We start from the raw sequence: 25,558 nt of genomic DNA on the forward strand, positions 1-25,558 counted from the left end.
TAATTAATGAGTCAGAAAAATTTCATTTGTGTTCACGGGCATTTTTATCAGCCCCCGAGAGAAAATGCGTGGTTGGAAAAGGTGGAGTATCAAGACTCTGCAGAGCCTTTTCACGACTGGAATGAGCGGATTTCGCAGGAATGCTATGGTCCGAACGGGTCTTCCAGAATACTGAGTGACGAGCATAGAATCGTAGATATTGTAAACAACTACGCCAAGATCAGCTTCAACTTTGGGCCTACTCTTTTGAGTTGGCTCGAAATACACCGACCTCAAATCTACAAGCAGATTCTCAGGGCCGACGAGCAGAGTATGGAGTACTTTGATGGTCACGGGTCGGCCTTGGCTCAGGTGTACAACCACATCATTATGCCACTTGCCAATAGGCGCGACAAGGAAACGCAGGTGATTTGGGGGATAAAGGATTTTGAGCATCGCTTTAAGCGAAAGCCCGAAGGGATGTGGCTGGCCGAGACTGCCGTCGACACGGAAACGCTGGAAGTTCTGGCAGAACAAGGGATCAAGTACACCATTCTGGCTCCGCGCCAAGGGAAGCGCTACAGAAAATTCGGAAGCTCGACTTGGGATGATGGAGTAGACTCTAAGGTGCCTTATGTCTGCAACTTGCCTTCCGGCAAAAAGATATGCCTCTTCTTTTACGACGGAGACCGCTCTCAAGCAGTAGCCTTTAAGGGTCTTTTAGCTGATGGCAAAGGCTTTGCCGAATACCTAACGGGAGCTTATGATGATCGCAGCGAGAATCAATTGTTGCACATAGCTACTGATGGCGAGAGCTACGGTCACCATCACCGCTACGGCGATATGGCATTGGCCTACTGTCTCCGATACATCGAAGACAACGATCTGGCGCAGATTATCAATTACGGACAGTATTTGGAAGTAAATCCACCTGAGCATGAAGCTGAAATTCACGACAATTCCTCGTGGAGTTGTGTACACGGAGTAGAGCGATGGAGATCAAATTGCGGCTGCAATACGGGTGGCAGAGGCGACTGGAATCAAGAGTGGAGAAAACCTTTGCGAGAAAGCCTGGATTGGCTGCGTGATGAACTTGAGAAAGTTTACGTGAAGCGCATGGGTAAGCTACACAGCGACCCTTGGGCGCTGCGCAATGAATACATTGACATCCTGCTGGAGCGAAGAAGAGATAAGGTAGACAAGTTTCTACTGACCCATTTTGGCAACCAAAAGCCGAGGGAGCGCACACATGTGATGCGCCTGCTCGAAATGCAGCGGCATGAGCTGCTCATGTACACGAGTTGCGCATGGTTCTTTGATGAAATTTCGGGTCTGGAAACCGTGCAAGTGTTGCAGTATGCTTGCCGCGCCATTCAGCTGGCCGAGAGTGAGTCAAATGTCAAGCTCGATGCAGAGTTCAAGAAGCGAATTGCCAAAGCACAATCCAACCTTGTTGAGTACGGCAATGGCGCCGATGTTTACAAGAAGTTTGTGGAGCCATCTCAACTTACGCTTACCCAAATAGGGATGCAGTATGCGGTGTCTTCCCTATTTGCCGAAGACCCGAATAACCTCACTGTCTTCAATTACGATTGTAAATCAACCGAGTTTAAGTTGATTGTTCAAGGATCGCAACGACTTGCCTTGGGTCGGACTCACGTCCATTCAAAGGTGACACTTAGCGAAAAGGACTTCAGTTTTGTTGTACTCTATCTTGGACAGCACCACTTGGTTGGTAAAGCATTTGAGAATATTCCCTTGGGGGAATTCCAAACTTTTTCAGATAAAGTGACGCAGGCATTCCAAGCGTCTAATTTGGCAGAGGTAATTGAAATCTTAAGGACTTATCCTGAGCAGCGTAGTTTCTCTTTCTTTGATATGTTCAAGGATGAGCAAATCAAAATGGTCAATGATGTTTTGGAAGAAGGTCTTGCTTTAGCCGCAAGCTCTTACCGCAAAATCAATAATCGAAATTACAATGTGATCAACGTGATGCATCATTCTCATTTGAATCCACCACGAATGCTCGTGCGTAATTTGGAGATGGTACTCAACAATGAGTTGCGTGAGCTATTTGATAACGGTGAGCTGCGAATCTCCGTGAGAGATTTGAAGCGAGTGGTTGCGGAGATAAAGAGTTGGAATTTTACGATTGATCATGCTGAGTTGGACTTTATTTGTGCCAATAAGCTGAATAGAATGCTCGAGCTTCATGGAGAGCCCGGTCAAAGCAGCGCAAGCCAGTTTGGTAGCTTAGTTACGAATATGCGGGAGGTACTGCAAATTTTAGCGACGGTTGGAATCTACCCGGAGTTGAATCAAATTCAAGATGTTGTATTCCATTACATACAGCACTTTTCTGATGACATCAGTCCCGAAGTGAGGGATGAGCTCTTCAAATTTGCCGAGCAGATCAATATCGAAACGAATCAATTCAAAAAAGTTAAGGCATAAAAAAAGGAGGGCCGAGAGGCCCTCCTTTAATGCTCAACCTGAGTGAGATTATAGACTCACTACTGAGTTTTCTTCGAAAGTAACCGCGTTAGGACGGTAAGCATCAGCTTCCCAATCATTTTCCCAGCGATCGCCATCAATAACGTAACGGAATTCGTATTCCTTACCTGTTTCCAAATTAACAACTGTCTTGAAAGAGCCATCTTTAAGCTTCTTCATGTCAATCGGAGACTTAGTCCATTCGCTAAATTCACCGACCAATTTCACTTCTTTTGCTTCAGCTGCTGCTTCTGCAGGCATGCTGAATGTAACCTTACAAACAGGTTTCGATTTTAGAAACTGCTTTTTAATCATGACTTGTATATTGATATAACTTGTTGCGGTACAAATGTAAGGGAATTTATTTCATAGTGTCGATATAACACTATGTTAACTTATCGTTAAATCAGCGAAATACATTGACTGATCTTTAAAACCCTTACCAATTCAGTGTTTTTGCCAAAATCTTTTTTTCGACCACCTCGAATTTCGGCGCAAAAGTAATCTATGTTTTTGGTTTAAAGCTAGTTTAGTTCATTTTTTTAGCTTTTTTCTTTTCTAGGAACGTGTGCTCTTGTCTTGGAAATATTGCCACATGCAAATCCCATAATTCAAGAATGCATTTTATCTTGAACCCTCAAGGAAGAGTATGCGTGGTAGTCTCATTTTTTTGGCTTTTGTTTTTTGCCTTGTATCCCAAGGTCAAAACTCGGTTCCTTACATCAGTGGCGCTTATCACAAAGGCTTCGTTATCGTTCATAGTCGCGCAGTACGAGCGGTAGAAGATTCCTATCCACAAGGGTTTCAGCTCGATTTCGGCAAGCATAATACTTCTGAGAAAGTTTGGAATGCCTGCAACTGCTATCCAAGAACAGGAGTTTCGCTGACTTTTTGGGATTTCGACAATCCCGATGTGTTGGGTTATGGCTTATCGGGTGTCTACTACCTCCAACCGGTTTTTCGAGCAGATAAAAAATTCAGCTTTTCGGTTAGGGGTGGAATTGGATTGTCATACAAGACCAATCCGCATGATCCTATTTCTAATCCGGACAATCAGAGCTACAGCACATCCGTGGCATTTCCGCTCGAGTTAGGTCTTGGCTTTCATTACAAGTTAGGAGATCTCTGGCAAGTTGAAGCCAGACTGATGTACAAGCATATCTCAAACGGTGGTTTGCGACAGCCCAACAAAGGCATCAATTGGCCTACTGCCGGTATTGCCATCAGCCGCTATCTGCGTCCTATATCATTTCCCGAAAGGGTCAAAACCGACTGGCGCCTTGATGCTACCGATCGAACCAGAAACGATATTAGCGCTTTCGTCACTTACCAAGAACCAACCGATGGAATCTAACTCGTGAGTGGCGGACTTGAGTATAAACATGCAAGACGAATCGGTCGATTGAGCAATCTTTCATTGGGAGGCGAGTGGATGTACGACACGAATCAAGCTAAGCTGTCAGAAGGAAAATCGCCCGAAACAGGTCACCATTTGGGAGCTGCGGTTGGACACGAGTTCATTCTGGGAAAGTTTCTTTTCAGTCAGCAGATTGGTGTCTACTTTTTAAAACCATCTTCTCGCCCTGAGGATTTGTACCAGCGCTACGGGCTCAATTACCGCATAAACCCATTACTATTGGTTGGAGTGAATCTGAAAGCTCACGGGCACGTCGCCGATTTCCTCGATATGAGAATCGGATTTAGCTTTTAAGCTCGACCCCGTCAACAATATTATCTTTGCGCCAAATTTTACGCGAATGTCTGCATTGATCGAAGAGCTGAAGTGGAGAGGACTCATCCACGATGTAACTCCGGGAACGGAGGAACAACTGAACAAGGAAATCACCAGAGGCTATGTAGGTTTCGACCCTACCGCCGATTCTCTTCACATCGGAAACTTGGTGCCTATCATGTTGCTTACCCATTTGCAAAGATCAGGTCACAAGCCCGTTGTTTTGGTGGGTGGCGCTACCGGTCGAGTGGGAGATCCTTCCGGGAAAACCCAAGAAAGAAAGCTTCTGAGTGTGGAGGATATTGAGTACAACCTCTCGGCCCAGAAGGCTCAATTGGAAAGGTTTCTCGATTTTGGTGATGGCCCAACGGATGCCATCATGGTCAATAATTACGACTGGTTTAAGGATATTTCATTTCTGGATTTCATTCGCGATGCCGGGAAGCATATTTCCATCAACTACATGTTGGCAAAGGACTCTGTAAAAACGAGGCTGGAAACGGGTATGTCGTTTACCGAGTTTACCTACCAGCTCATCCAAGGCTACGATTTTTACCACCTCAATAAGGAGATGGACGTAAAGCTGCAAATGGGAGGGAGCGACCAGTGGGGAAACATTACCACCGGAACGGAACTCACCAGAAGAATGGGTGGGAGCGATGTATTTGCTCTCACAGCACCTTTGGTTAAAAAGGCTGACGGAACCAAATTCGGAAAATCGGAAGGCGGCAATGTTTGGCTAGATGCCGAAAAGACGAGTCCTTACCAGTTCTACCAGTTTTGGTTCAATGCCACAGATGAGGACATTGAGAACTTCGTCAGAATATTTTCGCTCAAGACAAAAGAAGAAGTCGAAGGCCTTATTGCCGAACACCGCGAGGAGCCTCACCGCCGTATTCTGCAAAAAGACCTGGCCGCTGAATTGACAGAGCGCATTCACGGAAAGCAAGCACTTGACGGAGCCATAGAGGCCAGTAATATCCTTTTCGGGAAAAGTACGGCCGAGAATCTTCAAGCCCTTTCGGAAAGAGATTTTCTAGACGTTTTTTCAGGAGTTGAACAAGCTGAAGTAAGCCGAAGTGCAGTGACTGAAGGAACAGGTATTATCGATTTTCTGTCTGAAACCACAGGATTTCTAAAATCGAAGGGCGAGGCCAGAAGGGCCTTGAACGAAAATTCCATCAGTGTAAACAAAGAGAAAGTCAAAGACGATTATTCGATTTCTGAATCGGATTTGATTCAAGATCGCTACATTTTACTCCAAAGAGGAAAGAAGAATTACTTTATTGCCAAGGTTATTTAGAAGTCCTTTGAGGTAAAATGGTCTTCGAAACGGTTCTCGATACAATCCGCTTCCTTCGTCAGCGTTCCACTCGAACTGACAATCTTGTTGTAACTCGTAACGATTTCATGTTTGTGTCACTTCGAGTGATCCGCCTCGGGCGGATTGTATCGAGAAGTCCTTTGAGGTAAATTGTAATTAGTAAGATTTTAATCCATCGCCACCATCAGGTTGCAGCCGCGCAAGTCGCTGTAATCGAAGCGACCCAGAATTTCGAAGCTTCCATCGGGATGGGTCTTGCCCAAGTCTGAAGTGGCGATGAAGGAGCAGGAGTACAGATTGGCCAGATCGATCACATTTACGCCTCCTGAACTGCCTGCGGGCAAAATAGTCAAAGGGTCATTGGTGTCGCGTACCAGCACTTTCATCCAAGGTGGGCAATTAAAAATTCCGTTTCCTTTCGAATAGGCTTGACTCAACAATTCAGTCATACCGTATTCGCTGTGGATGGTGTCGACGCTGAAGCCTGCTTTTAGTTCTGCATGCAGCTCTTCTCTCGTCATCTCTTTGCGCCGTCCCTTCATTCCGCCCGTTTCCATCACGATTGTATTCTGAAGCGCTGTGCCTTCCTCTTCGATAAAATCGAGCAGGCCAAAGCTTACGCCAATAAGTAATGTTTTCCGCTCACTTTCTGTCGCCAAGATAGCCCGAAGTCGATCAAAGTCGGCCAAGAAGAAACCGCTATCGGCATGCTGCGAATCCCTAATTAATCGATCGACCATGTAAATGAGTGAAGACCCTGTGCGCTCCAGATAGGACGGGAGCAGCGCTAAAATTCTGTATTCAGAAGGCGAACCGTAAAACTGCTGAAATGCCTGTAAGAAGCTTTGCTCATAAGTTTCAGGTCGGTAGACGTAATGCTTTGAGGTAGCTGTGCCCGTGGTTCCGCTGCTGCTAAAAATGAGCGCCTCCCCGTCTGATTCACCACTTGTGATTTTGTGTGACTTGAACAGTTCAATCGGCAAAAAGGGAATATCCTCTACACGATTGACCTCCTCCGCGTTTACCCCCAAAAGTGCCATGTATTGGCGGTAAACGGCATTCTCTCGCGCTTGGAATTGAAATACTTCAAGACATCTTTCGTTAAACGCTTGTTCGGAATTAATCTCGAAAATCTTCTCTACAGAAGGAGCAGTCAAATTAGGGTAAGGATTTTGATAATTGTAATTTTACAAAGATAGTCTCCATTTCATGAACCTCTTTCGATTCAGATCAGCACTTCTTTTGGCAGTACTTTTTGTGGTAGCTGCTTGCAACAATGATGATGATTTACCCGATGAACCGGTGATCAATTCAGTGGAGTATCTGGAGGCCGAGAAAGATTTGGTCATCAATTTCACCGATGGCGATGGAAACTTTGGTTTGCCTGCCGATATGATTGACCCTCCTTTTCAAGCTTGGGAAGATTCGGCTGATGGCATCATCAACAAGAATCACAACAATCTCTGGCTTGATGTCTACGTAAAGGAATCGGGGACTTTCCAATTACTGGAAACACCTAACCCTTACGGCTTCGATTTTCGCATTCCATTTCTCACTCCTGCAGGTCAGAATAAACAACTGAAAGTAACCGCCACTTACAATCTGATCGACTTGGCAGACTTTGCCGACGTGGGAGTGCTGGAATATGGTGATACATTGAAATTCAATGTCACCATCATTGACAGAGATTTGAATATCAGCAACACCGTTGTGTCCGAAGGACATATTCTGAGGGAATAGCTCCTCGGTTCTACGGCAAACGCTCTCTTTAAAACTTCCACTCTCAATTAAGCTTTTCGTTGCGGATTTGAAGGGATCGCTAGATAGGCTTCTACCATCCGTCTTTTTTCTGAAATTTTCTTGCTAAAGCTTTGGTCTAAACAAACCGCATTTATCGCGTATCTGATCTGTTCTTCGACGAATTTTAAGCCTCGAAGGGGGTAAATCCCCCTATTGTTTTCAGGAAAATTACCCCCTAAAAAAATAGGGTTTTTCCTATGCGTAAAATGACTTTTATTCGAGTTATTGATCAGGGCAATTATATAAACTAAGAATACCATTATAAGTAACGATCTGATTTCGTTGGACCAGCTGGAAGACTACTTAGAGGAAAACAAGCATTTACCTGATTTCCCGAGTGCTGTAGAGGTGGAAAAAGATGGCCTTGCCTTGGGAGAAACAGAACGTTTGCTCACGATAAAAGTCGAAGAACTGACGCTTTACATCCTCGAGCTGAAAAAGGAAATCGATACCTTAAGAGAAGAAATCAAAGACTAAGGCTATGAGAAAGTACTTTTTTTATTCAATGATTTTTCTTTTTCTGGCGGTGACAAGCTGCAAAGAAGACGATGAAGACCAATGCTGCGACCCGACCAATCCCGAGTGTGCGAATTATGATCCATGCTTAGGGAAGATGGAGACGACCGCTGATTTTGCAATTCTTCAACCCTATGCACAGGTTGGGCCTAATGCGGGGACTTTCTTTGAAGATTCTGTCACTTTTGGAGCTACGATGCGGTTCGTAGCGAAAGACACTGCCGCTGATTCTTACCGTTGGATTTTAGGGGTTGATACGATCTATGATGAAATTGAAGTGACTCGATCAACATTTAGTTTGCCTGAAGGATCATATCCTGTCTCACTACAAGTCACTAAAGATCCTGACTCCCTCTGTTTTCCTTTGGATGATGGAATGGATGAGAAGACGAAATTCTTTACAAAGATTAACGGATGCGATGCAGCTATTTGGGGTGAATACCGTGGGATTTTGGAGAGCAATATAAACGATAGCTTGAATATCCGGCTATTGGTTTCTTCTTCACCTAACACTATTCAACCCTGTAATCCTCAATCTCCTATTGGTTACGTTTTTGGTCTTAATTTATTAGGTGAAAATGACACCATTCGACTGGAAGGCAATGGGGCAACAAATACTCGGTATTCATTTCATTTGGAAAATAATACATCTGATAATACGGGAGAAGCTGTATTAGTCATAGAGACAGGCCTCATAGAAATATCCTATTCTTTGGAGGGTGAGACAGAAAAATTTAATGGAATTAAACTCTAGGCACTATGAAAGTGAAAAGAAAACCACGTGTCGTGCTTAAATTTTCAACCATCTTCTTGGCAGTAATTATTTCTACTCAAATATTATATGCTCAGGAATGTGTGAACGGAATCAGCACCAATCCCGATAATCCTTCAAGTCCATATCCATTCAATGTAGGAACGAATAATTTGTGGCTGAATCAATTTAATATCGGGACGAGTAATGCGAGCGGATATAATGACATTCGATTAAACCCTAACGCAGGATGGCTTGTACCTGACTATACGACTGATAATTTCACCATGGACAATCCCTTCAACAACGGAGCTACACCCTCGGCCCCCGCTCCGCTGGGTTTGCAACCCTGCGGAAATCAAACCCATTGACCGTTTAACTCTATAAGCTATGAAAAACTCACTTTTCTATTCCCTTCTATTTCTCTTTGTGGCAGTAACAGGCTGCAAGGAAGACGATGAAGACCAATGTTGCGACCCGACCAATCCGGAATGTGCGAATTATGATCCGTGTTTTGGAAACGAACCCACGGCGGAATTTAAGATGCGTGGCACTTCTGTAGGTTTCCCCGTATCTGAAAATCTAGTGGCTGAGTGGTGCGATACCATTCGCAGAGCAGGTGTAGAATTTATGGCTGACATGGAAGATGCGGAAGTCTACGAATGGTATATCGGAACGGAAACTGAACCACGTTTCGGTCGATCGTTTAAACTAGATTTCGGTGATTATATCGAAGACACTTTGCAAAACTTAAACCCCGATACTCCCGATTATTATCTGCCGTTGGATGTCACATTAATTGTCAGAAATAGCATAGGGGCATGCGTAAGTGCGGATGATACAATTTTAACAAGCACCTCACAACTTGTGTTTACCAGAAAATTCCTCCCGAGGGGTATTTTTATTGGAAGGGTGGAAGGAGAAGATTTTGATCGAGAAGTGATTTTATGGCAGGACGGTGAAGACTTAACTGCCCCGATTGAACCACTGCAATATTTCACTGACCTTATCGGGTTTTCCGAAGATACGATGAGAATTTACGGAGCATATTTTATCAATTTTGAGACTCTGGCATCTTTCAAAAGGAGGAAATGGGAAGAAAGCTTTAATGAATGGTGGATTGGAACGGATGGTATACAAGTGTGGGATCAAGAAATAATTACATCTTCCAATGGACCTGATCGAGTGGAACTTTATTTTGAACGCTATCCTGAAGGTAGTTCCACCTTGGAAATAACCAGATTTTCAGGAACGAGGATCGAATAACCAAAATCACGATATGTCATCCATCACCATCCACGACTTATCGGGCAGACCGATCAAGCAAGAAACCCTTCAAGCCCATTCCAGAGAAACTCAAATCAACCTATCGGGCATAGCTCCCGGCACTTACATCGTAAGAGTCGATTGCGGGGGTGAAGTGTTTTCGGAGAAGTTGGTAGTGACCAAATAAGTGCTTTACTTGGGAAATCAAATGTTTCTAAAGCCCTTGCGAATCGCAGGGGCTTTTTTTAGATCTTCCCTGTCAAAGCCTCGCTCACATTCTCAATATGATCTCCCACTTTTTCCAAGGAAGAGAACAGATCGCTGTAGATCGTTCCGCTCCTCAGATTGTAATTGCCCGATTCGATTCGAGAAATGTACTCTCTTCTTAGCTTGTTGCGAAGTTGGTTGATCTCCTTTTCCAAGGTTTTGGCTTTTTCCAAGTTGATGTCTTTCTCCTCCTCCTTTTCAAGGTTTTCCAGCATCAGGTCCAGCGCCATATCAATGATGCCAAACATGCGCAGCAGCTTCTCTCTTTGATCAGGTGTAAACCAAATTTTCGAAGCAGTTTTCCTTTCGATGGTATTTGCCATCTGATAAAAGATGTCGCCGATACGCTCCAAGTCACTGCCTATGCTCAAGAAGGCTCTCACTTTTTCACTTGATGTCGGAGATAGTTCGGTAGCAGCCAAACGGCTGCAGTATTGGGAGATCTCTATCTCCATTCTATCGGTAATCTTCTCGTATTTCTTTATCCGAGTGAGTAGTTTTTCCTGGTGTATCTCATCCGTTTCTGTGAGCAGACTCTTCACGAAATTGGACATCCGCGCCACGATTTCCCCAAATCGAATCACCTGATTCTTTGCTTCCAAAACAGAGATTTCTGAAAGCTGAATCGAGGAGTCAATGTATTCCAAGCGGAACTCCTCGTCCTCTCCACCTCTCGATCTGACCGTTTTAGTGGCAAGCTTTACCAAAAGGGGAGTAAACCAAATCAGCAGGAGCAAATTGGCCAGGTTAAACACGGAGTGAAAAGCCGCCAGGGCTATAGTGGCTGCTTGATGACCCGCCTCCGTTTGCTCGTAAGGATCGGCAGGCATGTAGCTGCCGATTATTTTCAAGACGAAAGGCAAGGCGAGTACCATCCAAGCTACCCCTATCACATTGAAGAGCGTGTGAATTCGGGCACTTCGTTTGGCGTAGACATTTCCTACCAGTGCTGAGATTTCGGCGGTAGCAGTTGTTCCGATGTTTTCGCCGAGTACCATCGCTGCAGCTACATCAAATGGAATGACGCCGCTGGCACAAAGCGCCATGGTAAGCGTGATGGCCGAAGAGGAGCTTTGAACAATCACCGTAACGATGATACCCAATGCGATAAACATCAGCGTCCCCAAAACGGGTTGAGTGGAGTATTCGATAAAGAATTGGACGAAGGCTGAATCCTCGGTAAACGTAGGCACCGTATCGACCAGAAATCCCAAGCCAAAAAGGATCAGAGCGAAGCCAATGAGTGCTGTAATCCAGTTTCGCACTCCTGGCCTTTTTACGAGCAATAAGGGTACAACGAAGGCGAAAATGATGAGTGCATAAGTGGTAATGTTTACCCGAAAGCCTAAGAAGGAAACCAACCAGCCGGTGATCGTGGTCCCAATGTTTGCCCCCATCATAATTCCCGCAGACTCGGTAAGGCTGATCAATCCTGCATTTACGAAGCTCACGGTCATCACCGTTGTAGCACTAGAAGACTGGAGCAATCCCGTGAGTGTAAATCCGGTTAGGACCGCCGTAAATCGATTCTTGGTCATAGAGCCCAGAATGCTTCTGAGTTTGCTTCCGGCGCTTGCTTGGATCCCTTCACTCATGGTTTTCATTCCATAGATGAAGAGGCAAAGCGAGCCTATCATTAGGAGAAACCGAGTAATCCCCCAAGCCATTTTCGTTTCGAATCGATCACGCGTGGTCCAAACAGCCTCGGGAGAGGGCGCATTGGTTGAAATAAAACCTACTTGATAGATGTATCCCGTAGCAGAATACATATCTGTGAGCTTAATGGAGCCTTCGGTGTAAGCCATCGTATCAGTGTAGAGCCATACTTCTCCCTCATTTGCCAGTACGGCTGATCGATTGTACCGCACAACGACTGCAGTGGGAGAGTTTTCTGCCGTGCAATCCACCTTCCAGCTGATGCTGATCTCATCTTCGGCTACGTAAGCTCCATATACCTCAGGGGTAAAGTCTGCCTGCGCCCATAGCGAGATAGACGACAAGAGCAACAAAAGAGATATGAGAAAACGTGATTTTACCACAGCGCGCAAAGGTATTCTGAACCAATGCTTCAAGGTCCATAGTGGGGTTAATTTTATGTTAATTCGGAGAGGCTTCAAAAAATCACCGGATTCAGCGGTTGTTCATGGTTTTGTGGGAATTAATCTTCCTTAAAACTTGAGTTCACATTGGGCAATTCTTATAAGCTATTGTTAACGACCAATTAAGGTAGGCTTAATTCGCTCGCACTACTTTCGAACCGATAAAGTAGCCATGTCGTCTTTTGCTGAAGTAGTATGTGTGATGGGGAAGAATAGTCAGTTTTCCCAATTGTCAAAGCTCATCGAGTCTGAGCATTTGAAAGTGCATTGTATCGACAATTCTGATGAAGTCATTTCGATCATTCAGCAACGAAAACCCGCCTTGGTAATGATGGATCTTCTGCTCGAAGGAAAAGACGCCATAGACCTATTGAAGGAAATGGAGCTAAAAGGGTTGAGGCGGTTTTGTTCCGTGGTGATATTGAGCGACCGAAGGGAGAATTATGTAGAAATCACTGCCCTCAATTCGGGAGCGGATGATTTTTTGGTTAAACCAGTCAATAAGCGTGTTTTTGTAAGCCGACTGAGAGCTTGGATGAGAAGTCACGCTACACTGCGAGGGGCGATCAGTATTGCCAAGAACGGCGAGGAGATTGTCTTAGACAGAGATAGATATACGCTGATTACGAAGGGCGAAGAGTATCTGCTGCAGCGAAAGGAGTTCGAGATCATATCCCTTTTGGCTTCCAAGCCAAAAAAGGTTTTCAGTCGGGATGAGATCAAGGAGTTGGTCTGGGGCGAGCCGAATCACTTGGTTCGGAATAGAACCATCGATGTTCATATCCGAAACCTTCGGGTCAAAATCGGACGTCGTTATATTAAGACCTACAAAGGAGTCGGGTATTCCTTCGATACGTCCTTATCAAATTAGCGAAGCTCAAACACGGGTATTCTCAAGTGCCCTTTTTCGTAGTGGATCGAATTTTCGTAAATGTATTTGAGCTGCGCTCGGGCATCTTTCGCGAAGGCGGGATCTTTTTGTTTTTTTGAGTCAAACGATCGGCGCAAAGTGACATCTCTTTCCAAGATTTCGGCTGCTGTTTTTTCAAACAGGTAGGAAGAGAAGTACTCCTTTTGGTTCAAGACAGAATCGAAAAAATTCCAACTGAAGAAGCTGTCCTCACTCTGGGGATCGAGGGCTGTGGCCAAATAGCGTCGGGCATTTTGATTGGTTGGAATGAGGTAATCACCTTCGAAAAACTGAATGGTTTCTTCCCTTTCCGCCGTACCGACGTTTTTATGCGGGTAATGACCCTCATAGGGCCTTTCAGAAGTTTCGTAGTAGGTGGCATACCTGGAAGTGACATCCATTAAGGTGTCTTCGGGGAGTTGGTACATTTCCACATTATTGGCCTCGAGCCTTTCGATCACCTCACTCCAAGCTTGCGGAATCAAATAGAACTCGGGCAACACCACTCTGTAATATCCCTTCACTTCGTTGTAATAAGGCACCTTTCTCCTGTAGGGCTTTTTACGATCGTATTCTACGAAGGCCTCTCCCGAGAGCACACTCGTTGAGTTTTTCGCTTCGTATCCGGGAAAAGCTAAGCTGTCAACACCCTTTCCTATTTGCCATTTGGTGTAGAACCCTTCTGCCCCTCTCGTATTCTGATCCGCTATGCTTTTTAGTTTTCTCACAATCGATCCTTTTTCGGCAAGAAAAGAATCCATGCTTTCTAAAAAGTGGCTCGTAGCCTCCACTCTCCGATCGAAAGATTTCAGCATATGAGCCTCGGTAGTGAAGCCAAGCGTATTGAACAGAGCTGCATATCCCGTGCTGTATCGCGGATAGTCCAAGAAGGCATAGATGCCTTCTTCGGGAGTTTTGCCCTTGAAGTTTATATATGGGATCATTTCATCATTGAGTGATTTCATGCTTTGATAGAGAGCGGGCTCCAATTCTCTTTTCAGGAACGTAGCTTGCATCGGGTCAAGCTTTTCAGGAAAAGTCGATAAGAGAGTTAAGCTGGGTTGATAATCTGCCCCATTTGAAGTGTGGGTATCTATAAGAATGTGTGGGGTCCAGAGGTGAAATAATCTGGAAAAGGCTAAGGCATTTTCAGAATCGGCCTTGATGAAATCCCGATTGAGGTCAAGGTTCTTGGCGTTTCCACGAAAGCCGTATTCTTCAGGTCCTTCTTGATTGGCCCGTGTGTGGCTGTTGCGATTTAATGCTCCACCTACATTGTAAATGGGAATGATGACATAGATCAACCCCGGAGTTGGCTCGGCCGCCTTTTGCATGGCGAAGGCGATGGAAGCATTGATTCCGCAAGCCTCACCCGGATGAATTCCGTTGATAATTAACGTCACTGTTTGCTCATTCGTCAGAGCTGACTTGGGAGAGAATTCACCTTTCGGGTCGATAACCAAATAGTGAAGTGGTTTTCCATTGTCCGTTTTACCGATGGTATTGAGCTGAGCAGTATTGGGGTGATCAGCTGCAATTCGCTCGTAGAATGCGATTGCTTCTGAATAAGTGGGAGTATGGTTGGATGGAAATTGCCCAAACGCATTTGCAGACAGGGCTATAAGAAAAATGGAAAGGATTCGCACAGTGTTATTTTTCGACGAATATAGCTAAGACCGTGCCTTGCTCGTCTTAACAATTAATTAATAAAACACAGCCATGTTTAACACAGGCTTAAAGAATTGCTGAAGCTATGAGCCTACTTTTGCTTCGTGAAAAATTACTTGATTCTATTCGCCTTTGTTTTATTCTGCTTTTCGGCTACGGCCGGAAACTCGGATAAAAAGACAAAATCTGAAAAGGCTACTTGCTCTTATTCAGGTAAAGTGCTGGACGCTGAAAATGCCGAAGCGCTGACAGGTGCCACTGTTAAGTTAGTTGAGATAGACCAAGAGGTTTATGCCGATTTCGACGGAGAGTTTATTTTCGAAAATATCCCCGCAGGAACGTACACGCTTGAGATCAGTTTTGTGAGCTACGATACCAAAGTGGTTCAAGATTTCACCATAGAGGAAGGCGCGAAGTCCAAGAGATTCCTGTTGTAATCCGATTTTCAGGGTGAATGTTGCAGAGTTAAGCTGCAACATTTTTTTTCGTTTCGACGTTTAATGTTACCAAATTGTTAAGAAAAGCTTACCTTCGTATTAACGAGAGAAGGAACACATTAAACGAGAGTCATGAAAAAGTCAGTATTCATAGCAGTTTTAGGATTATTTACAGCCTCAGCAGTATTTGCCCAAGAAGGTGAATTGGTGAGTGTAGATGATCAAAGCAGTAAAGCCTATTACACGTACAACCAGAATTACAACATCGAACCAGATGGTTCATATAGTGGAAATATTGCCGCCTACTTTGAAGATGGTAGCATCGAAGAAGTTGGAGTTTTGAGCAAAGGAGCCAAGACCGGAAAATGGCTGAAGTACAATTCAGAAGGAAAAGTTGTTGCTTCTGCCACCTTCAAAGAAGGTAAGAAAGACGATGTTTGGAGCGTCTGGGATGGAAATGGTAATTTAAGAATGACCATGCAGTACGACGAAGGAAAAAGAGTCGGAACCTGGAAGTTCTATGACGAGAACGGAGAGCTTATCAACGAAAAGACGTACGATTAAAAAATACACAGCACAAAAAAAGGGGCGCATTTGCGCCCCTTTTTTTGTGCTCTATTCTTTCATCAGAATGTGTATCGATAAGAAAGTCGGATGGTTGTTCCCGGCTTGAAGGACTGAAATACTTGATCGCTTGCTCCGAATGATCGGTAGACCAATGTTCTGTCATCATCAAGAAGGTTGTTAGCCCCCAATGTAATTCTGGAGTTCAGCTTTTCGCCAAAGCTGTAATAAGCATTGAAGTCCAAACTCTGGAAAGGTATTGTGTACACATCAGGTCTTCTTCCTGAAGCAATAATGGTGAGTTGCTCACCTTGCACATTATAAGCAAGAGAGAAATTCATTTGCTTCTCGATAATCTCATAACTCAAATTGGCATTGATCGAATAAGGTGATTGGCCAGCCATGTCACGCTCAAAGTCAATAGTCTCTCCGGGTCTCAGATTCTCTAATCGGAGTTCGTATTCCGTCTGTCCTTCGTTGCCTGTATTCACTTCGCGCATATCTACTGCCGATTGAACCAAAGTCAGGTTTCCACCGATGAAGAAGCGGTTTAATATCTTACTGGTTTCATTGGCCAAAAAGCCAAGACTCTTTTTCACCTCCATTTCCACTCCCAATACATCGGCAGATCCCGAGTTTCGTGGTTTGAGGTTGTCCGGGGCCGTTTCAAAAGCCACCAATTCAATGTGGCCGTCGAACTGCTTGTAGAAACCGGCTATCGAAATCAATTCGCGAGGACCAAGGAACCACTCCCATCTCAAGTCGTAATTCTGGATTTCCGTTTGCTGCAGATCAATATTACCCACGAAAGTTCTCTTAGTAATCGGGTCAAAGATTTGAGCGTTTGATTTCTCTTTAAAGCTTGGTCTTGCTAAAGTCTGCGTGTACGATGCACGAATGTTCATATCCTTGGTGGCCTTGTACACAAGGTTCAAAGAGGGTAAGAAGTTCAATTCGTCGAGCGTCTTTTCATCGTTCAGGTCTTGGCTTTCCTCACCGGTAACTCCGGTATAAAACATCGAACCTTGTTCAACACGCAAACCATAGATCACGCGAATTTTTTCAAGTAGACTATTCTCTCCCATTACATAACCGGCAAAAACATTCTGTCTCGCTTCAAATGTATTGATGGGTTCAAAGTTTCCGATGGTGAAAGTTCCTGAATTGTCAGTGGGAGTCCACACATTTTCCTCTCTGAGGAACCAGTCGGGATCACCGACGATATCAGACTTATTCACTCGATCGTGTCCGTATGCGAGCGTTTCAAAATCTCTCCACTTCAATAAAGCGTTTGCTCCCGCAGAAACTTTAAATGTGTTGTTGATTTCATAGGTTGCATCTACTCGTACATTCTCATTGATTTCATTCAGATCTCTCCAAAAGCGGTCTATACCTGCTCCGTCACCTGTGTTCAAGGTAGTATCGCCCGTGGTTACAGAGAAAGCCGTTGACCTGAAGTCGGGATCATAAACACGAGAACGAGTGAAGGCATTTCGCCATTCAATATTCAGCTTATCGAAATTGTGACGCCCTCCCACCATAAATGTCGTGAGTGATCTCTGCGTATAGGTGAGAATGTCTTCGACCAATCTGGCTTGAGTTTGGTTCAAGTTCCTCGATTTTCGCTGCGATGCTGAAGTTTCTCCACTTTGGCTGTGAAGCAACATCGCGGTAAAGTCTGAATTTCCTTTTTTGTAGGCAGCGGCGCCCAAGGCACTCCATTGCACTTCGTTTCTACCCACTACTCCAATTCGCTCTTCATCTTTGAAGAGTTCAGTTTCACCTTCACTGTCTCCTGCCGGCTTGAGAAAAGTATTGGCCTCGAAATCTTCGTAGTAAGTATTGTTGTTCCGATAGTTCAAAACAAAGTTGTACCCCCAAGTACCACCGTTTTCCTTGTTGATCTGATTACCGTGCCGCACAGACAAAGAAGTGTTCAAAAATGCGTTTGCCTTTGAAGCTGCAAGAGTTGGGTTAAATGAACGCGTGATGCTTTCCAACGCGGGATCATTCAAAGGCTCTACCGGGATTTCGGTATTCTTATTAATGGGCAATTCTCTCGTACCGTCGTCAAAGCCTAAGAAATCCAAACTCCCTCTGTCGTATAGAATAAAGTCGCTGTTGAACGTCTGATCGATGGTGTAACCTACTCCCAAAGAAATCTGAGTTTCTTTAATGTCTGGAAAATTTTTGGTTACAATATTGACCAAACCTCCTGTGAAGTCTCCATACTGGTCAGGCGTAAATGATTTAAAAACGGCGACATTTTCGAGAACTGACGTTGGGAAGATGTCGATGGCCACTGCATTCACATCAGGATCCAAGCCGGGAATTGACATCCCGTTAAGGGTGGTCTTCGTGTATCGATCTCCAAGACCACGCACATAAACGTACTTACCTCCTTGTACCGTTACACCGGTAACACGCTTGATAGCTCCTGAAAGGTCAGAGTCACCGATTTTTCGGATGGACTGAACAGAAAGACCGTCCGTTACAGCAGTCGCATTTTTCATATCCATCAGAACTGCGGTCTCTGTATTTCTTCTCGCCTCTGCCACGATTTCTACCGCCGCGAGTTCGTCCACAGCAGGCTTCAACTCAGTGTCTAGTACCGTAACTTCACCCGCTTCTATAGTAATCCCTGTGAAGGTTTGGCTTACGAATGAAATGAAAGAGATCTTGATGTCATAAGTTCCCGGGGCTAAAGGCAGAGAGTAGTTCCCGTCAAAATCAGTGATCGTACCTACTCCAGGCTGATTAGCCAAAATAACCGTGGCACCAATCATTGGCCCACCTATTTCTCCATCTGCCACGTTTCCACGTAGAAAACCTTTTTCCTGGGCTTGAGCCAAACTTCCAACGAAAACCAGAAGCAGAAACATGTAATACCTCACTTGAATCATCAATATTCTTTTTTAATATGTAAGCCCCAAGACTCATCGTCTTGGGGCTTTAATGGGCTGATTTTTTATTTTGATTACTCGATTAGAGCTCTCCCTTTTCTCCGGCTAGAGTCCAGCCGAAAACAGTATTTAGATCTAAGGTTGCACCTGCACCCATCGGCTCTATGGCACCTTCTGCCAGTGTCTGAGCAGCTGCTAATTCATTCGGACAAGAAGTTGGGTTCTCTTCGTCTTCGTCGCCGTCATATACTTCAACACCACCACTAATTTCATCTTCAGTAAAGATCAAAGTTGGGTTAGCATCAGTAAGGTTTCCGAAAGCATCAGATCGGTACTCACAAGCATCAGTGAATCGAGTTCTGAATTTCACCTCTTTATCACCTGATTCAAAAGTCACGTTATTCACGTTTCCTTGAGCACCTGATTTGAAGTCAGCAGCTGAACCATCAGCGCCTTCGATTCTGCAAATACCGTTGTTCAATGTGAAAAGACCGTCAGTGTAAGTGTCATTCTCCGGTCCGTCAATTTCAAGACTTTCATCGGTGCCAATTCCGTCTCCGTGAATAACTGCGAAGTTTGAGATGGTTCCTGAATAGTTCATGTCTAGGTCAATTCCGTCGTCACCTTGGTAGTATACCAATGCATTATCGATGTCAACAGTTCCACCGAAACACTCAATTCCGTCATCAAGTGTAGCGTAAACTTCTACGTTGTTGATTGTCGTACCTGTTCCAACTCCACCTAGAGTCAAACCGTTGATTTCGTTCCCTTCTCCGATGGAGATACCACCGTGACGGATAGAAACGTATTCGAAAACTCCTGAGTCATCACCTGGCTCATCACCACCGTAGAGACCGTATCCTGCTTCAGCAGGTAGTCCTTCGATATTGGTTTCAGTGTCACCATCTTCAGCGCTAATCGGAGCGCTACCCAAGATGATTACACCACCCCAAAGCTGGTTGTCAGTTCGGTCCAAGTTAGTACCTGCTGTTTCACCTACCTGGATATTATCCGCAGAAGAAGTGAAGATGATTGGCGCTGCTGCCGATGATCCGCTGGTTTCAATTCGGCCACCTCTGGCAACGATAAGAGCCGATGCAGCAGTACCTTGACCTGAAGCGGCTTTGATGATCGCTCCACCTTCTATAATGAGTGTAGCACCGTTATCAACTACTACTCTACCGTTGAGAGATGTAATTTCATTCGCAGGCCATGTTTCAGTACCTGTGATAATTCTCACAGTGTTTGTTGGAGGAGTATCTTCTTCGTCGTCATCATCGTCGCAAGAAGTCAATAGCAATGACCCCATCATCAAGATGGCAGCCATGTTTCTAAGTTTTCTAAAGTTATTCATTTGGTGAAATGTTTGTCGTTAGGTATTTCGTTTTTTGATGCCACAAAGAAAGGGGGAGTGAATTAGCGTAAGATGAATTCTAACTTACCTCTGAGTTATTCTATTGTTGTCTCAATGTTAAGAGGTGGTCTTGCCTTTTGTGATTCTTATATTTGAACTTAATTTAGGTTTAACAACCGAATAACAAGGCGGGAGAATTCAACACCTAATTTTGCCACCGTTTTCTACTAAAGCTACCACAGCGTGAAAAAAGAAAAGATCCTTTTGGTCGATGATGAACAAGACATTATTGACTTGATCAGCTACAATTTAGAAAAGGAGAACTATCAAGTTAAGTCTGCTCTGAATGGGCGCGACGCGATAGAAACGGCCAAGGAATTCCTGCCTGACTTAATTCTTTTGGATGTAATGATGCCCGAAATGGACGGTATCGAGACGTGCGTAGAAATGAGAGAAATCGATTCTCTAAAGCCCAGTATCATCGCATTTTTGACTGCCAGAGGTGAAGATTATTCGCAAATTGCGGGATTTGATGCGGGCGCGGATGATTACATTTCAAAACCGATAAAGCCTAGAGTTTTACTTTCCAGAATTCAAGCACTTCTCCGTCGAAAACGATCAGCCTCTGACGCAAGGACTGGCGCTCCTGTTGGCGGCATCGTCATCGACAAAGAAAAGTATTTGGTGGTCCAAGATGGGAAAGAGCTCAACTTACCCAAAAAAGAATTTGAGTTGCTTGCACTGCTCATTAGCAAGCCCGGTCGCGTATTCACTCGCGAGATCATTCTCAATACAATTTGGGGAAATGACGTGGTGGTCGGCGATCGAACCATTGATGTGCACATCCGAAAACTTCGAGAGAAAATCGGGAGCAAATTCATCAAAACCATCAAAGGAGTCGGTTACAAATTCGAAGCTAAATGACAGGACGAAGTCCTTTCAAAGTAGCTGTTTTTACAGCTGTTATCGTGGCCTTGGCCATTTTCTTCCTGCTAATCGGCACGCTTCTTCTTTTTGGTGAAAAAATCGACTGGCTTCAGGTTGTCGTTTTTACCTCATTGGCATTTCTTTCTTCTTGGTTGGTGATCTACAAATCACTACAGCGCTTCATTTACGCCAAGATCAAGCTCATCTTTCGAAATATGCACTCCCTCAAAGTGGGGCGATCTGCTTTCAGGCTCGACATGTCTAAAGATGTACTGGGAGATGTAAATAAAGAAGTTGTCGATTGGGCCGAAGACCGTATGGCCGAAATCGAAGATCTTCGAGAGAAAGAGAACTTTAGAAAAGAATTTGTTGGCAACGTGGCTCATGAGCTCAAGACACCGATTTTCAGTATTCAGGGCTACATCTTGACCCTCTTGGAAGGAGCGCTGGAAGATCCCAATTTCAACCGAAAATTTCTCATGAAAGCCGCCAAGTCTGTGGATCGAATGACCATGCTGGTGGAAGATCTTGACACCATTACCCAATTTGAGTCTGGTAGCTTAAAGCTGGATATCGAGAAGATTGATATCGTAGAATTGGTGAAAGAAGTCATAGAACAAAGAGAAGAAGAAGCAAAGCAGAAAGAAATCACCATTGGGTTCAATAAGAACTATGACAAGCCGATATATGTCGAAGCTGACTCATTCAGAGTGAGTCAAGTGCTCATTAACCTCATTACAAACTCCATCAATTACGGAAAGATTGGAGGGAAAACTACAGTGAGATTCTTTGATTTGGATGAGCGAATTCTCATTGAAGTTGAAGATGATGGGCCGGGTATTGACAAGGAGCACATCCCCAGACTTTTTGAGCGTTTTTATCGTGTCGATAAAAGTCGATCTCGCCATCAAGGTGGCACGGGGCTGGGGCTTGCTATCTGTAAGCACATTATCGAGGGTCATGAGCAATCGCTCAATGTGAGAAGCGAAGTCGGGAAAGGATCCGTCTTTTCGTTTACCCTGGCTAAGGCCTGACTATTGCTTCAAGAACGCTTCAACAACCTTGCTATCTGATTTAAAAAAGCCAAATCTCTCTTTGGTCTGAAACTCTTTATTCAAGCCTCTCTTTATTCGTTCCACATCTAGTTTTTCCTGACTGCAGGTTGAAAACTGCGGTTGTATCCTCATCCTGCCGGCCAGATACTCTTGTTCTGATTGCCCCGGAGTAGGGATCAAAAGTGCCTTGGATCCGATCACCATCAAATCGCAGATCGTAGAGTATCCCGAACGGCCAATGACCAATTCGCAAGCAGCAAGCTTTGAGGCCATCTCTTCGCCATCTCCAAGAGGGGTGTTTTCAATACTGTCGTCACCAAGTTCATCTATAGATTCACTTCCTCGAAAAAGAATTTTTTTCCCTTCAATGGACTTTAGAATTTTTAAGAGATGTTTTTCCAGGATACTCCGTTGGGGCTCAGGGCCGCCCAGAACTACACCGATACGGTATTTTTTTTCAGCGATGTTATCCTTCATAAAGCGCGAAGGAATTCCCAGGTGCTTTTTGGGAATCATCACTTTTTGGCTTGAAGCCAAATCACCTGATACCAGATGGTTGGGCCCGTCCGGAATCCATACTTCCGAAAATTGGTTGATCCAATTCGCCAGTTTGGCGTTTATCAAGCTTTCGCCAAAAGGCGCCTTAAGCGAAAGCTGATGGCTGATAAGTGCCGATGGAACGCCGTCGTTATAGGCTCCATATACATTGTCAGAGACAATATGAGTGAACTTCTTTGCTTCCACAAGCTTTGATATAAAACGATGTTGCTCGGAGTTTATATTCGACTGGACAAGTGCCCTTTTGATCATCCCTGACTTTGCCCCTTTTTTAGAGTACAGTATTTCCCTGTCGGGCAAATCGTAGAAAACGAATGCCGGAAATCTCTTTTTCAAGTAGCTGAGCGCCAATCCCGATGAAGTGATTTCTACTTCTGCCCCAAAGTGCTGTAGCGATTCGATGATTGGCACGGAGCGCGTGGCATGGCCCAAGCCCCAATTCAATACTGCGTAAAGCACTCGTTTTTCCATCGACCAAAGATACATGCGAAACCGAGTGCAATGGCTACTTTTGCACCTTTCAATTCAAGATGGGAAAAAACAAGCTGCGCCGGTTTGCCGAAATGAAAAAGCAGTCATGCGTATTTGAGCCGGATAAGGAAACTTTGCTCGAAAATCGTTTTGACATGAAAGGAAAGTGGGCCTCCTTTTTCGGAAACGACAACCCCATTACCATAGAGCTAGGTTGTGGAAAGGGAGAGTATACCTTGGCCTTAGCCCGAAAATACCCTGAGAGAAACTTTATAGGCATGGACGTAAAGGGTGCGCGCATCTGGCTTGGCTCCAAAACGGCTGAAGAAGAGGGTTTATCAAACGTAGCTTTTGTGAGAACGAAAATTGAGTTTATCAATTTTGTCTTTGATTTTAGCGAGGTCAGCGAAATTTGGCTCACCTTTTCCGATCCTCAGCCAAAGGACAAGAAAGGCACTAAGCGTCTTTCAGGGTGGGCTTTTCTGAAGCGCTATGGCAGACTTTTGACAAAGGACGGTTTGATTCACGTAAAAACAGACAGTCAAATTTTCTATAACTCTACACTTGAGACCATCGAAGAGGGTGAGCATCACCTCCTGAAATCGAGTGATGACATTTACGAGAAGGGATGGAATGATTTCAATAAAGAAGAGCAGGAGATACTTGTGGTAAAGACATTTTATGAGATGAAGTGGCTCGCGATAGGAAAGAAAATCAAATACCTCAGATTCAGATTAAATGACAGCTACTACCAAGATATCTGAAAAAAATAAGGACTTCTTCGATATGGTTTTCGAAGTGGTCAAACAAATACCCTTTGGGCGCGTTACGAGCTATGGAGCGATAGCCAAGTATTTAGGTATGGCTCGTTCATCTAGGATGGTGGGCTGGGCGATGAATGCTTCGCACACGCTTCCCGAGCCTGTTCCCGCTCATAGAGTGGTCAATCGCTCGGGTCTCCTTACCGGAAAACACCATTTCGGAGATGAAACTGAAATGCAGAGAAGGCTTGAGGCGGAGGGAATAAAAATTGAAAATGATCAAATCCTGGATTTCGAAAAACACCTCTGGGATCCTGCTAAAGAATTGAGCTTAGATTAAAATGGAATTGACCAAAGAAAAAGTACTAGAGATACTGGGCAATGTGATGGAGCCCGAGTTAAAAAAAGACATTGTAACCGAAAACCTTGTTCGCAATGTCGAAGTAAGTGAAGGCACTGTTTCTTTCGATCTCCACGTATTGAGTCCTGCGATGCACAGCCGAAAGCGGATGGAAGATGCTTGTCGTTTTGCGCTCGAGAGAAATTTCGGCAAGGAACTGCAAGTCAATATTTCGACGAAAGTCTTGAGCAAAGAAGACCGCACACCAGATCAGCGTAAAATACTGCCCGGAGTAAAAAATATCATCGCTGTAGCATCTGGGAAAGGCGGGGTAGGAAAATCTACGGTAGCAGCCAATCTTGCAGCCGGATTGGCAAGAGAAGGTTATTCGGTTGGTTTGATTGATGCCGATATATACGGGCCTTCCATGCCCATTATGTTCAATGTGGAAGACGAGAAACCGAAGACCAAGGAGATTGATGGAAAGACTTACATTTTGCCCGTTGAGAATTACGGCGTGAAGATGTTGTCGATCGGGTTTTTTGCTGACACTTCTCAAGCCATTGTCTGGAGAGGTCCGATGGCGAGTAAGGCATTGAATCAAATGTTTACTGACGCCTATTGGGGGCCGCTTGATTATATGATTGTAGATCTGCCTCCCGGAACCGGTGATATTCACCTGAGCTTGGTACAGGTAGTGCCGCTTACAGGAGCCGTGATCGTGAGTACCCCTCAGAACATCGCTTTGGCTGATGCGAAAAAAGCCGTGGGAATGTTCAATCTGGATGTGATCAATGTTCCCGTTTTGGGAATCGTTGAGAACATGGCTTACTTCACTCCCGGTGAATTGCCCGATAGAAAATACTACATCTTCGGACGCGAAGGAGCCAAAGGTTTGGCTGAAGAGCTTCAAGTGCCCTTTTTGGGAGAGCTGCCAATCATACAGTCAATACGTGAATCAGGCGATGCAGGACGGCCTGCAGTGCTTCAGGAGGAGACTCCTTCAGGAGACGCTTTTCGCCAAATAATTCGTAATTTTGTGGGCGAATTATCAAAGCGAAAAATTTGACTCAAAACTTTGTAATTCAAAATATTACGCCGCTGACTATGGATAATTTGATAGAACGAGTAGAGGGAGCCCTCCTTCAGATCAGACCTTTTTTGGAAGCCGATCGCGGTGATATCACTTTGGTGGAAGTCACGGATGATTTAATTGCACGCGTTGAGCTACATGGAGCCTGTAAAGAATGTTCTATGAGTTTTATGACACTTAAAGCTGGAGTGGAGGAGAGCATTAAAAAAGCAGCTCCTGAAATTAAAGCGGTAGAGGCAATCAATCTCCTGCAAACAAAATAGATTCTGCTACCGTTCTCTTAACATTCA

General features: G+C 44.6%; 25 protein-coding genes and 1 pseudogene. 19 read left to right on the plus strand and 7 right to left on the minus strand.

The features are described 5' to 3' along the window. The first annotated feature begins 6 nt into the window (after positions 1-6). Positions 7-2,433 carry a DUF3536 domain-containing protein gene (locus tag O3Q51_04030; protein ID MCZ4407962.1) on the plus strand — a complete coding sequence of 809 codons (2,427 nt, stop codon included), beginning with the start codon at positions 7-9 and terminating at the stop codon, positions 2,431-2,433. A 48-nt stretch (positions 2,434-2,481) separates the two neighbouring features. Here the strand turns inward: O3Q51_04030 and O3Q51_04035 are convergent, their stop codons facing one another. Further along, positions 2,482-2,787, minus strand: a complete 306-nt coding sequence (locus O3Q51_04035; GenBank protein ID MCZ4407963.1) for an isoamylase early set domain-containing protein — start codon at positions 2,785-2,787, stop codon at positions 2,482-2,484. Between the two features lie 334 nt (positions 2,788-3,121). Here O3Q51_04035 and O3Q51_04040 point away from each other — a divergent pair, with 334 nt between their 5' ends. The 3 genes from O3Q51_04040 to tyrS are packed head-to-tail and all read left to right on the plus strand — an operon-like array spanning position 3,122 to position 5,507. Continuing rightward, the gene (locus O3Q51_04040) at positions 3,122-3,826 is read left to right on the plus strand and encodes an acyloxyacyl hydrolase (protein MCZ4407964.1); all 705 of its coding nucleotides are present in this window, start codon (positions 3,122-3,124) and stop codon (positions 3,824-3,826) included. A 3-nt stretch (positions 3,827-3,829) separates the two neighbouring features. Further along, on the plus strand, positions 3,830-4,183 hold the full coding sequence (locus tag O3Q51_04045) for a hypothetical protein (GenBank protein ID MCZ4407965.1): 354 nt from the start codon (positions 3,830-3,832) through the stop codon (positions 4,181-4,183). Between the two features lie 46 nt (positions 4,184-4,229). Continuing rightward, positions 4,230-5,507: a tyrosine--tRNA ligase gene (tyrS, locus tag O3Q51_04050; protein MCZ4407966.1), complete on the plus strand. Its 1,278-nt coding sequence runs from the start codon at positions 4,230-4,232 to the stop codon at positions 5,505-5,507. Positions 5,508-5,695: 188 nt separating this feature from the next. Here the strand turns inward: tyrS and O3Q51_04055 are convergent, their stop codons facing one another. After that, positions 5,696-6,685 (minus strand): acyl transferase, encoded by a 990-nt coding sequence (locus O3Q51_04055; GenBank protein MCZ4407967.1) that lies wholly within the window; start codon positions 6,683-6,685, stop codon positions 5,696-5,698. Positions 6,686-6,737: 52 nt separating this feature from the next. On the opposite strand from O3Q51_04055, the gene O3Q51_04060 reads away from it, so the two are divergent. The 6 genes and pseudogenes from O3Q51_04060 to O3Q51_04085 all read left to right on the plus strand — a co-directional run bounded on the left by O3Q51_04060 (position 6,738) and on the right by O3Q51_04085 (position 10,048). Further along, complete coding sequence (locus O3Q51_04060) at positions 6,738-7,268, plus strand: hypothetical protein (GenBank protein ID MCZ4407968.1); 531 nt, start codon at positions 6,738-6,740, stop codon at positions 7,266-7,268. A 342-nt stretch (positions 7,269-7,610) separates the two neighbouring features. Next, on the plus strand, positions 7,611-7,805 hold the full coding sequence (locus tag O3Q51_04065) for a hypothetical protein (protein MCZ4407969.1): 195 nt from the start codon (positions 7,611-7,613) through the stop codon (positions 7,803-7,805). 4 nt (positions 7,806-7,809) lie between these two features. Then, a complete protein-coding gene (locus O3Q51_04070; protein MCZ4407970.1) occupies positions 7,810-8,598 on the plus strand; it encodes a hypothetical protein in 789 nt (262 codons plus the stop codon). A 5-nt stretch (positions 8,599-8,603) separates the two neighbouring features. Continuing rightward, positions 8,604-8,966: a hypothetical protein gene (locus O3Q51_04075; GenBank protein ID MCZ4407971.1), complete on the plus strand. Its 363-nt coding sequence runs from the start codon at positions 8,604-8,606 to the stop codon at positions 8,964-8,966. Between the two features lie 19 nt (positions 8,967-8,985). Further along, a complete protein-coding gene (locus O3Q51_04080) occupies positions 8,986-9,861 on the plus strand; it encodes a hypothetical protein (GenBank protein ID MCZ4407972.1) in 876 nt (291 codons plus the stop codon). Between the two features lie 10 nt (positions 9,862-9,871). Continuing rightward, positions 9,872-10,048, plus strand: a pseudogene (locus O3Q51_04085) (T9SS type A sorting domain-containing protein). 58 nt (positions 10,049-10,106) lie between these two features. On the opposite strand, the gene O3Q51_04090 reads toward O3Q51_04085, so the two are convergent. After that, on the minus strand, positions 10,107-12,128 hold the full coding sequence (locus O3Q51_04090; GenBank protein MCZ4407973.1) for a Na/Pi cotransporter family protein: 2,022 nt from the start codon (positions 12,126-12,128) through the stop codon (positions 10,107-10,109). A 271-nt stretch (positions 12,129-12,399) separates the two neighbouring features. On the opposite strand from O3Q51_04090, the gene O3Q51_04095 reads away from it, so the two are divergent. After that, entirely contained in the window at positions 12,400-13,098 is a 699-nt protein-coding gene (locus tag O3Q51_04095) for a response regulator transcription factor (protein ID MCZ4407974.1), read from the plus strand. On the opposite strand, the gene O3Q51_04100 is transcribed toward O3Q51_04095, so the two are convergent. Further along, positions 13,095-14,783 carry a M14 family zinc carboxypeptidase gene (locus O3Q51_04100; GenBank protein ID MCZ4407975.1) on the minus strand — a complete coding sequence of 563 codons (1,689 nt, stop codon included), beginning with the start codon at positions 14,781-14,783 and terminating at the stop codon, positions 13,095-13,097. The genes O3Q51_04095 and O3Q51_04100 overlap by 4 nt on opposite strands. Positions 14,784-14,909: 126 nt before the next feature. On the opposite strand from O3Q51_04100, the gene O3Q51_04105 reads away from it, so the two are divergent. Both O3Q51_04105 and O3Q51_04110 read left to right on the plus strand, forming a co-directional pair. Further along, positions 14,910-15,242: a carboxypeptidase-like regulatory domain-containing protein gene (locus tag O3Q51_04105; GenBank protein MCZ4407976.1), complete on the plus strand. Its 333-nt coding sequence runs from the start codon at positions 14,910-14,912 to the stop codon at positions 15,240-15,242. Between the two features lie 132 nt (positions 15,243-15,374). Beyond that, on the plus strand, positions 15,375-15,806 hold the full coding sequence (locus O3Q51_04110) for a hypothetical protein (protein ID MCZ4407977.1): 432 nt from the start codon (positions 15,375-15,377) through the stop codon (positions 15,804-15,806). 62 nt (positions 15,807-15,868) lie between these two features. Here the strand turns inward: O3Q51_04110 and O3Q51_04115 are convergent, their stop codons facing one another. Both O3Q51_04115 and O3Q51_04120 read right to left on the minus strand, forming a co-directional pair. Next, positions 15,869-18,709 (minus strand): TonB-dependent receptor, encoded by a 2,841-nt coding sequence (locus O3Q51_04115; protein ID MCZ4407978.1) that lies wholly within the window; start codon positions 18,707-18,709, stop codon positions 15,869-15,871. Positions 18,710-18,791: 82 nt separating this feature from the next. Next, on the minus strand, positions 18,792-20,063 hold the full coding sequence (locus O3Q51_04120) for a hypothetical protein (GenBank protein ID MCZ4407979.1): 1,272 nt from the start codon (positions 20,061-20,063) through the stop codon (positions 18,792-18,794). Positions 20,064-20,306: 243 nt separating this feature from the next. Between O3Q51_04120 and O3Q51_04125 the strand changes: the two genes are divergently transcribed. Then, positions 20,307-20,987 carry a response regulator transcription factor gene (locus O3Q51_04125; protein ID MCZ4407980.1) on the plus strand — a complete coding sequence of 227 codons (681 nt, stop codon included), beginning with the start codon at positions 20,307-20,309 and terminating at the stop codon, positions 20,985-20,987. Continuing rightward, positions 20,984-22,024 (plus strand): ATP-binding protein, encoded by a 1,041-nt coding sequence (locus O3Q51_04130; GenBank protein ID MCZ4407981.1) that lies wholly within the window; start codon positions 20,984-20,986, stop codon positions 22,022-22,024. Before O3Q51_04125 ends, O3Q51_04130 begins: the two co-directional genes overlap by 4 nt. Here O3Q51_04130 and O3Q51_04135 read toward each other — a convergent pair whose 3' ends face one another. After that, the gene (locus tag O3Q51_04135; GenBank protein ID MCZ4407982.1) at positions 22,025-23,074 is read right to left on the minus strand and encodes a glycosyltransferase; all 1,050 of its coding nucleotides are present in this window, start codon (positions 23,072-23,074) and stop codon (positions 22,025-22,027) included. Positions 23,075-23,166: 92 nt separating this feature from the next. On the opposite strand from O3Q51_04135, the gene trmB reads away from it, so the two are divergent. From trmB to O3Q51_04155, 4 genes are read left to right on the plus strand one after another with little or no spacing between them, the layout of a single operon-like run. Further along, positions 23,167-23,838, plus strand: a complete 672-nt coding sequence (trmB, locus tag O3Q51_04140; GenBank protein MCZ4407983.1) for a tRNA (guanosine(46)-N7)-methyltransferase TrmB — start codon at positions 23,167-23,169, stop codon at positions 23,836-23,838. Beyond that, positions 23,813-24,175 carry an MGMT family protein gene (locus O3Q51_04145; protein MCZ4407984.1) on the plus strand — a complete coding sequence of 121 codons (363 nt, stop codon included), beginning with the start codon at positions 23,813-23,815 and terminating at the stop codon, positions 24,173-24,175. Before trmB ends, O3Q51_04145 begins: the two co-directional genes overlap by 26 nt. A 1-nt stretch (position 24,176) precedes the next feature. Continuing rightward, the gene (locus tag O3Q51_04150) at positions 24,177-25,244 is read left to right on the plus strand and encodes an Mrp/NBP35 family ATP-binding protein (protein MCZ4407985.1); all 1,068 of its coding nucleotides are present in this window, start codon (positions 24,177-24,179) and stop codon (positions 25,242-25,244) included. A gap of 38 nt (positions 25,245-25,282) precedes the next feature. Further along, on the plus strand, positions 25,283-25,531 hold the full coding sequence (locus O3Q51_04155; protein MCZ4407986.1) for a NifU family protein: 249 nt from the start codon (positions 25,283-25,285) through the stop codon (positions 25,529-25,531). Positions 25,532-25,558 lie beyond the last annotated feature (27 nt).

This window comes from Cryomorphaceae bacterium 1068, assembly GCA_027214385.1.
Lineage (GTDB): Bacteria > Bacteroidota > Bacteroidia > Flavobacteriales_D > Cryomorphaceae > JAKVAV01.

What these genes read in the sequence shown, in the direction of transcription:
- O3Q51_04135 (MCZ4407982.1), bottom strand. Translation starts at nt 23,074, where the DNA reads ATGGAAAAACGAGTGCTTTACGCAGTATTGAATTGGGGCTTGGGCCAT.
- O3Q51_04080 (MCZ4407972.1), top strand. Translation starts at nt 8,986, where the DNA reads ATGAAAAACTCACTTTTCTATTCCCTTCTATTTCTCTTTGTGGCAGTA.
- O3Q51_04130 (MCZ4407981.1), top strand. Translation starts at nt 20,984, where the DNA reads ATGACAGGACGAAGTCCTTTCAAAGTAGCTGTTTTTACAGCTGTTATC.
- O3Q51_04115 (MCZ4407978.1), bottom strand. Translation starts at nt 18,709, where the DNA reads ATGATTCAAGTGAGGTATTACATGTTTCTGCTTCTGGTTTTCGTTGGA.
- tyrS (MCZ4407966.1), top strand. Translation starts at nt 4,230, where the DNA reads ATGTCTGCATTGATCGAAGAGCTGAAGTGGAGAGGACTCATCCACGAT.
- trmB (MCZ4407983.1), top strand. Translation starts at nt 23,167, where the DNA reads ATGAAAAAGCAGTCATGCGTATTTGAGCCGGATAAGGAAACTTTGCTC.
- O3Q51_04075 (MCZ4407971.1), top strand. Translation starts at nt 8,604, where the DNA reads ATGAAAGTGAAAAGAAAACCACGTGTCGTGCTTAAATTTTCAACCATC.
- O3Q51_04120 (MCZ4407979.1), bottom strand. Translation starts at nt 20,063, where the DNA reads ATGAATAACTTTAGAAAACTTAGAAACATGGCTGCCATCTTGATGATG.
- O3Q51_04155 (MCZ4407986.1), top strand. Translation starts at nt 25,283, where the DNA reads ATGGATAATTTGATAGAACGAGTAGAGGGAGCCCTCCTTCAGATCAGA.
- O3Q51_04040 (MCZ4407964.1), top strand. Translation starts at nt 3,122, where the DNA reads ATGCGTGGTAGTCTCATTTTTTTGGCTTTTGTTTTTTGCCTTGTATCC.
- O3Q51_04035 (MCZ4407963.1), bottom strand. Translation starts at nt 2,787, where the DNA reads ATGATTAAAAAGCAGTTTCTAAAATCGAAACCTGTTTGTAAGGTTACA.
- O3Q51_04095 (MCZ4407974.1), top strand. Translation starts at nt 12,400, where the DNA reads ATGTCGTCTTTTGCTGAAGTAGTATGTGTGATGGGGAAGAATAGTCAG.
- O3Q51_04070 (MCZ4407970.1), top strand. Translation starts at nt 7,810, where the DNA reads ATGAGAAAGTACTTTTTTTATTCAATGATTTTTCTTTTTCTGGCGGTG.
- O3Q51_04145 (MCZ4407984.1), top strand. Translation starts at nt 23,813, where the DNA reads ATGACAGCTACTACCAAGATATCTGAAAAAAATAAGGACTTCTTCGAT.
- O3Q51_04060 (MCZ4407968.1), top strand. Translation starts at nt 6,738, where the DNA reads ATGAACCTCTTTCGATTCAGATCAGCACTTCTTTTGGCAGTACTTTTT.
- O3Q51_04030 (MCZ4407962.1), top strand. Translation starts at nt 7, where the DNA reads ATGAGTCAGAAAAATTTCATTTGTGTTCACGGGCATTTTTATCAGCCC.
- O3Q51_04150 (MCZ4407985.1), top strand. Translation starts at nt 24,177, where the DNA reads ATGGAATTGACCAAAGAAAAAGTACTAGAGATACTGGGCAATGTGATG.
- O3Q51_04110 (MCZ4407977.1), top strand. Translation starts at nt 15,375, where the DNA reads ATGAAAAAGTCAGTATTCATAGCAGTTTTAGGATTATTTACAGCCTCA.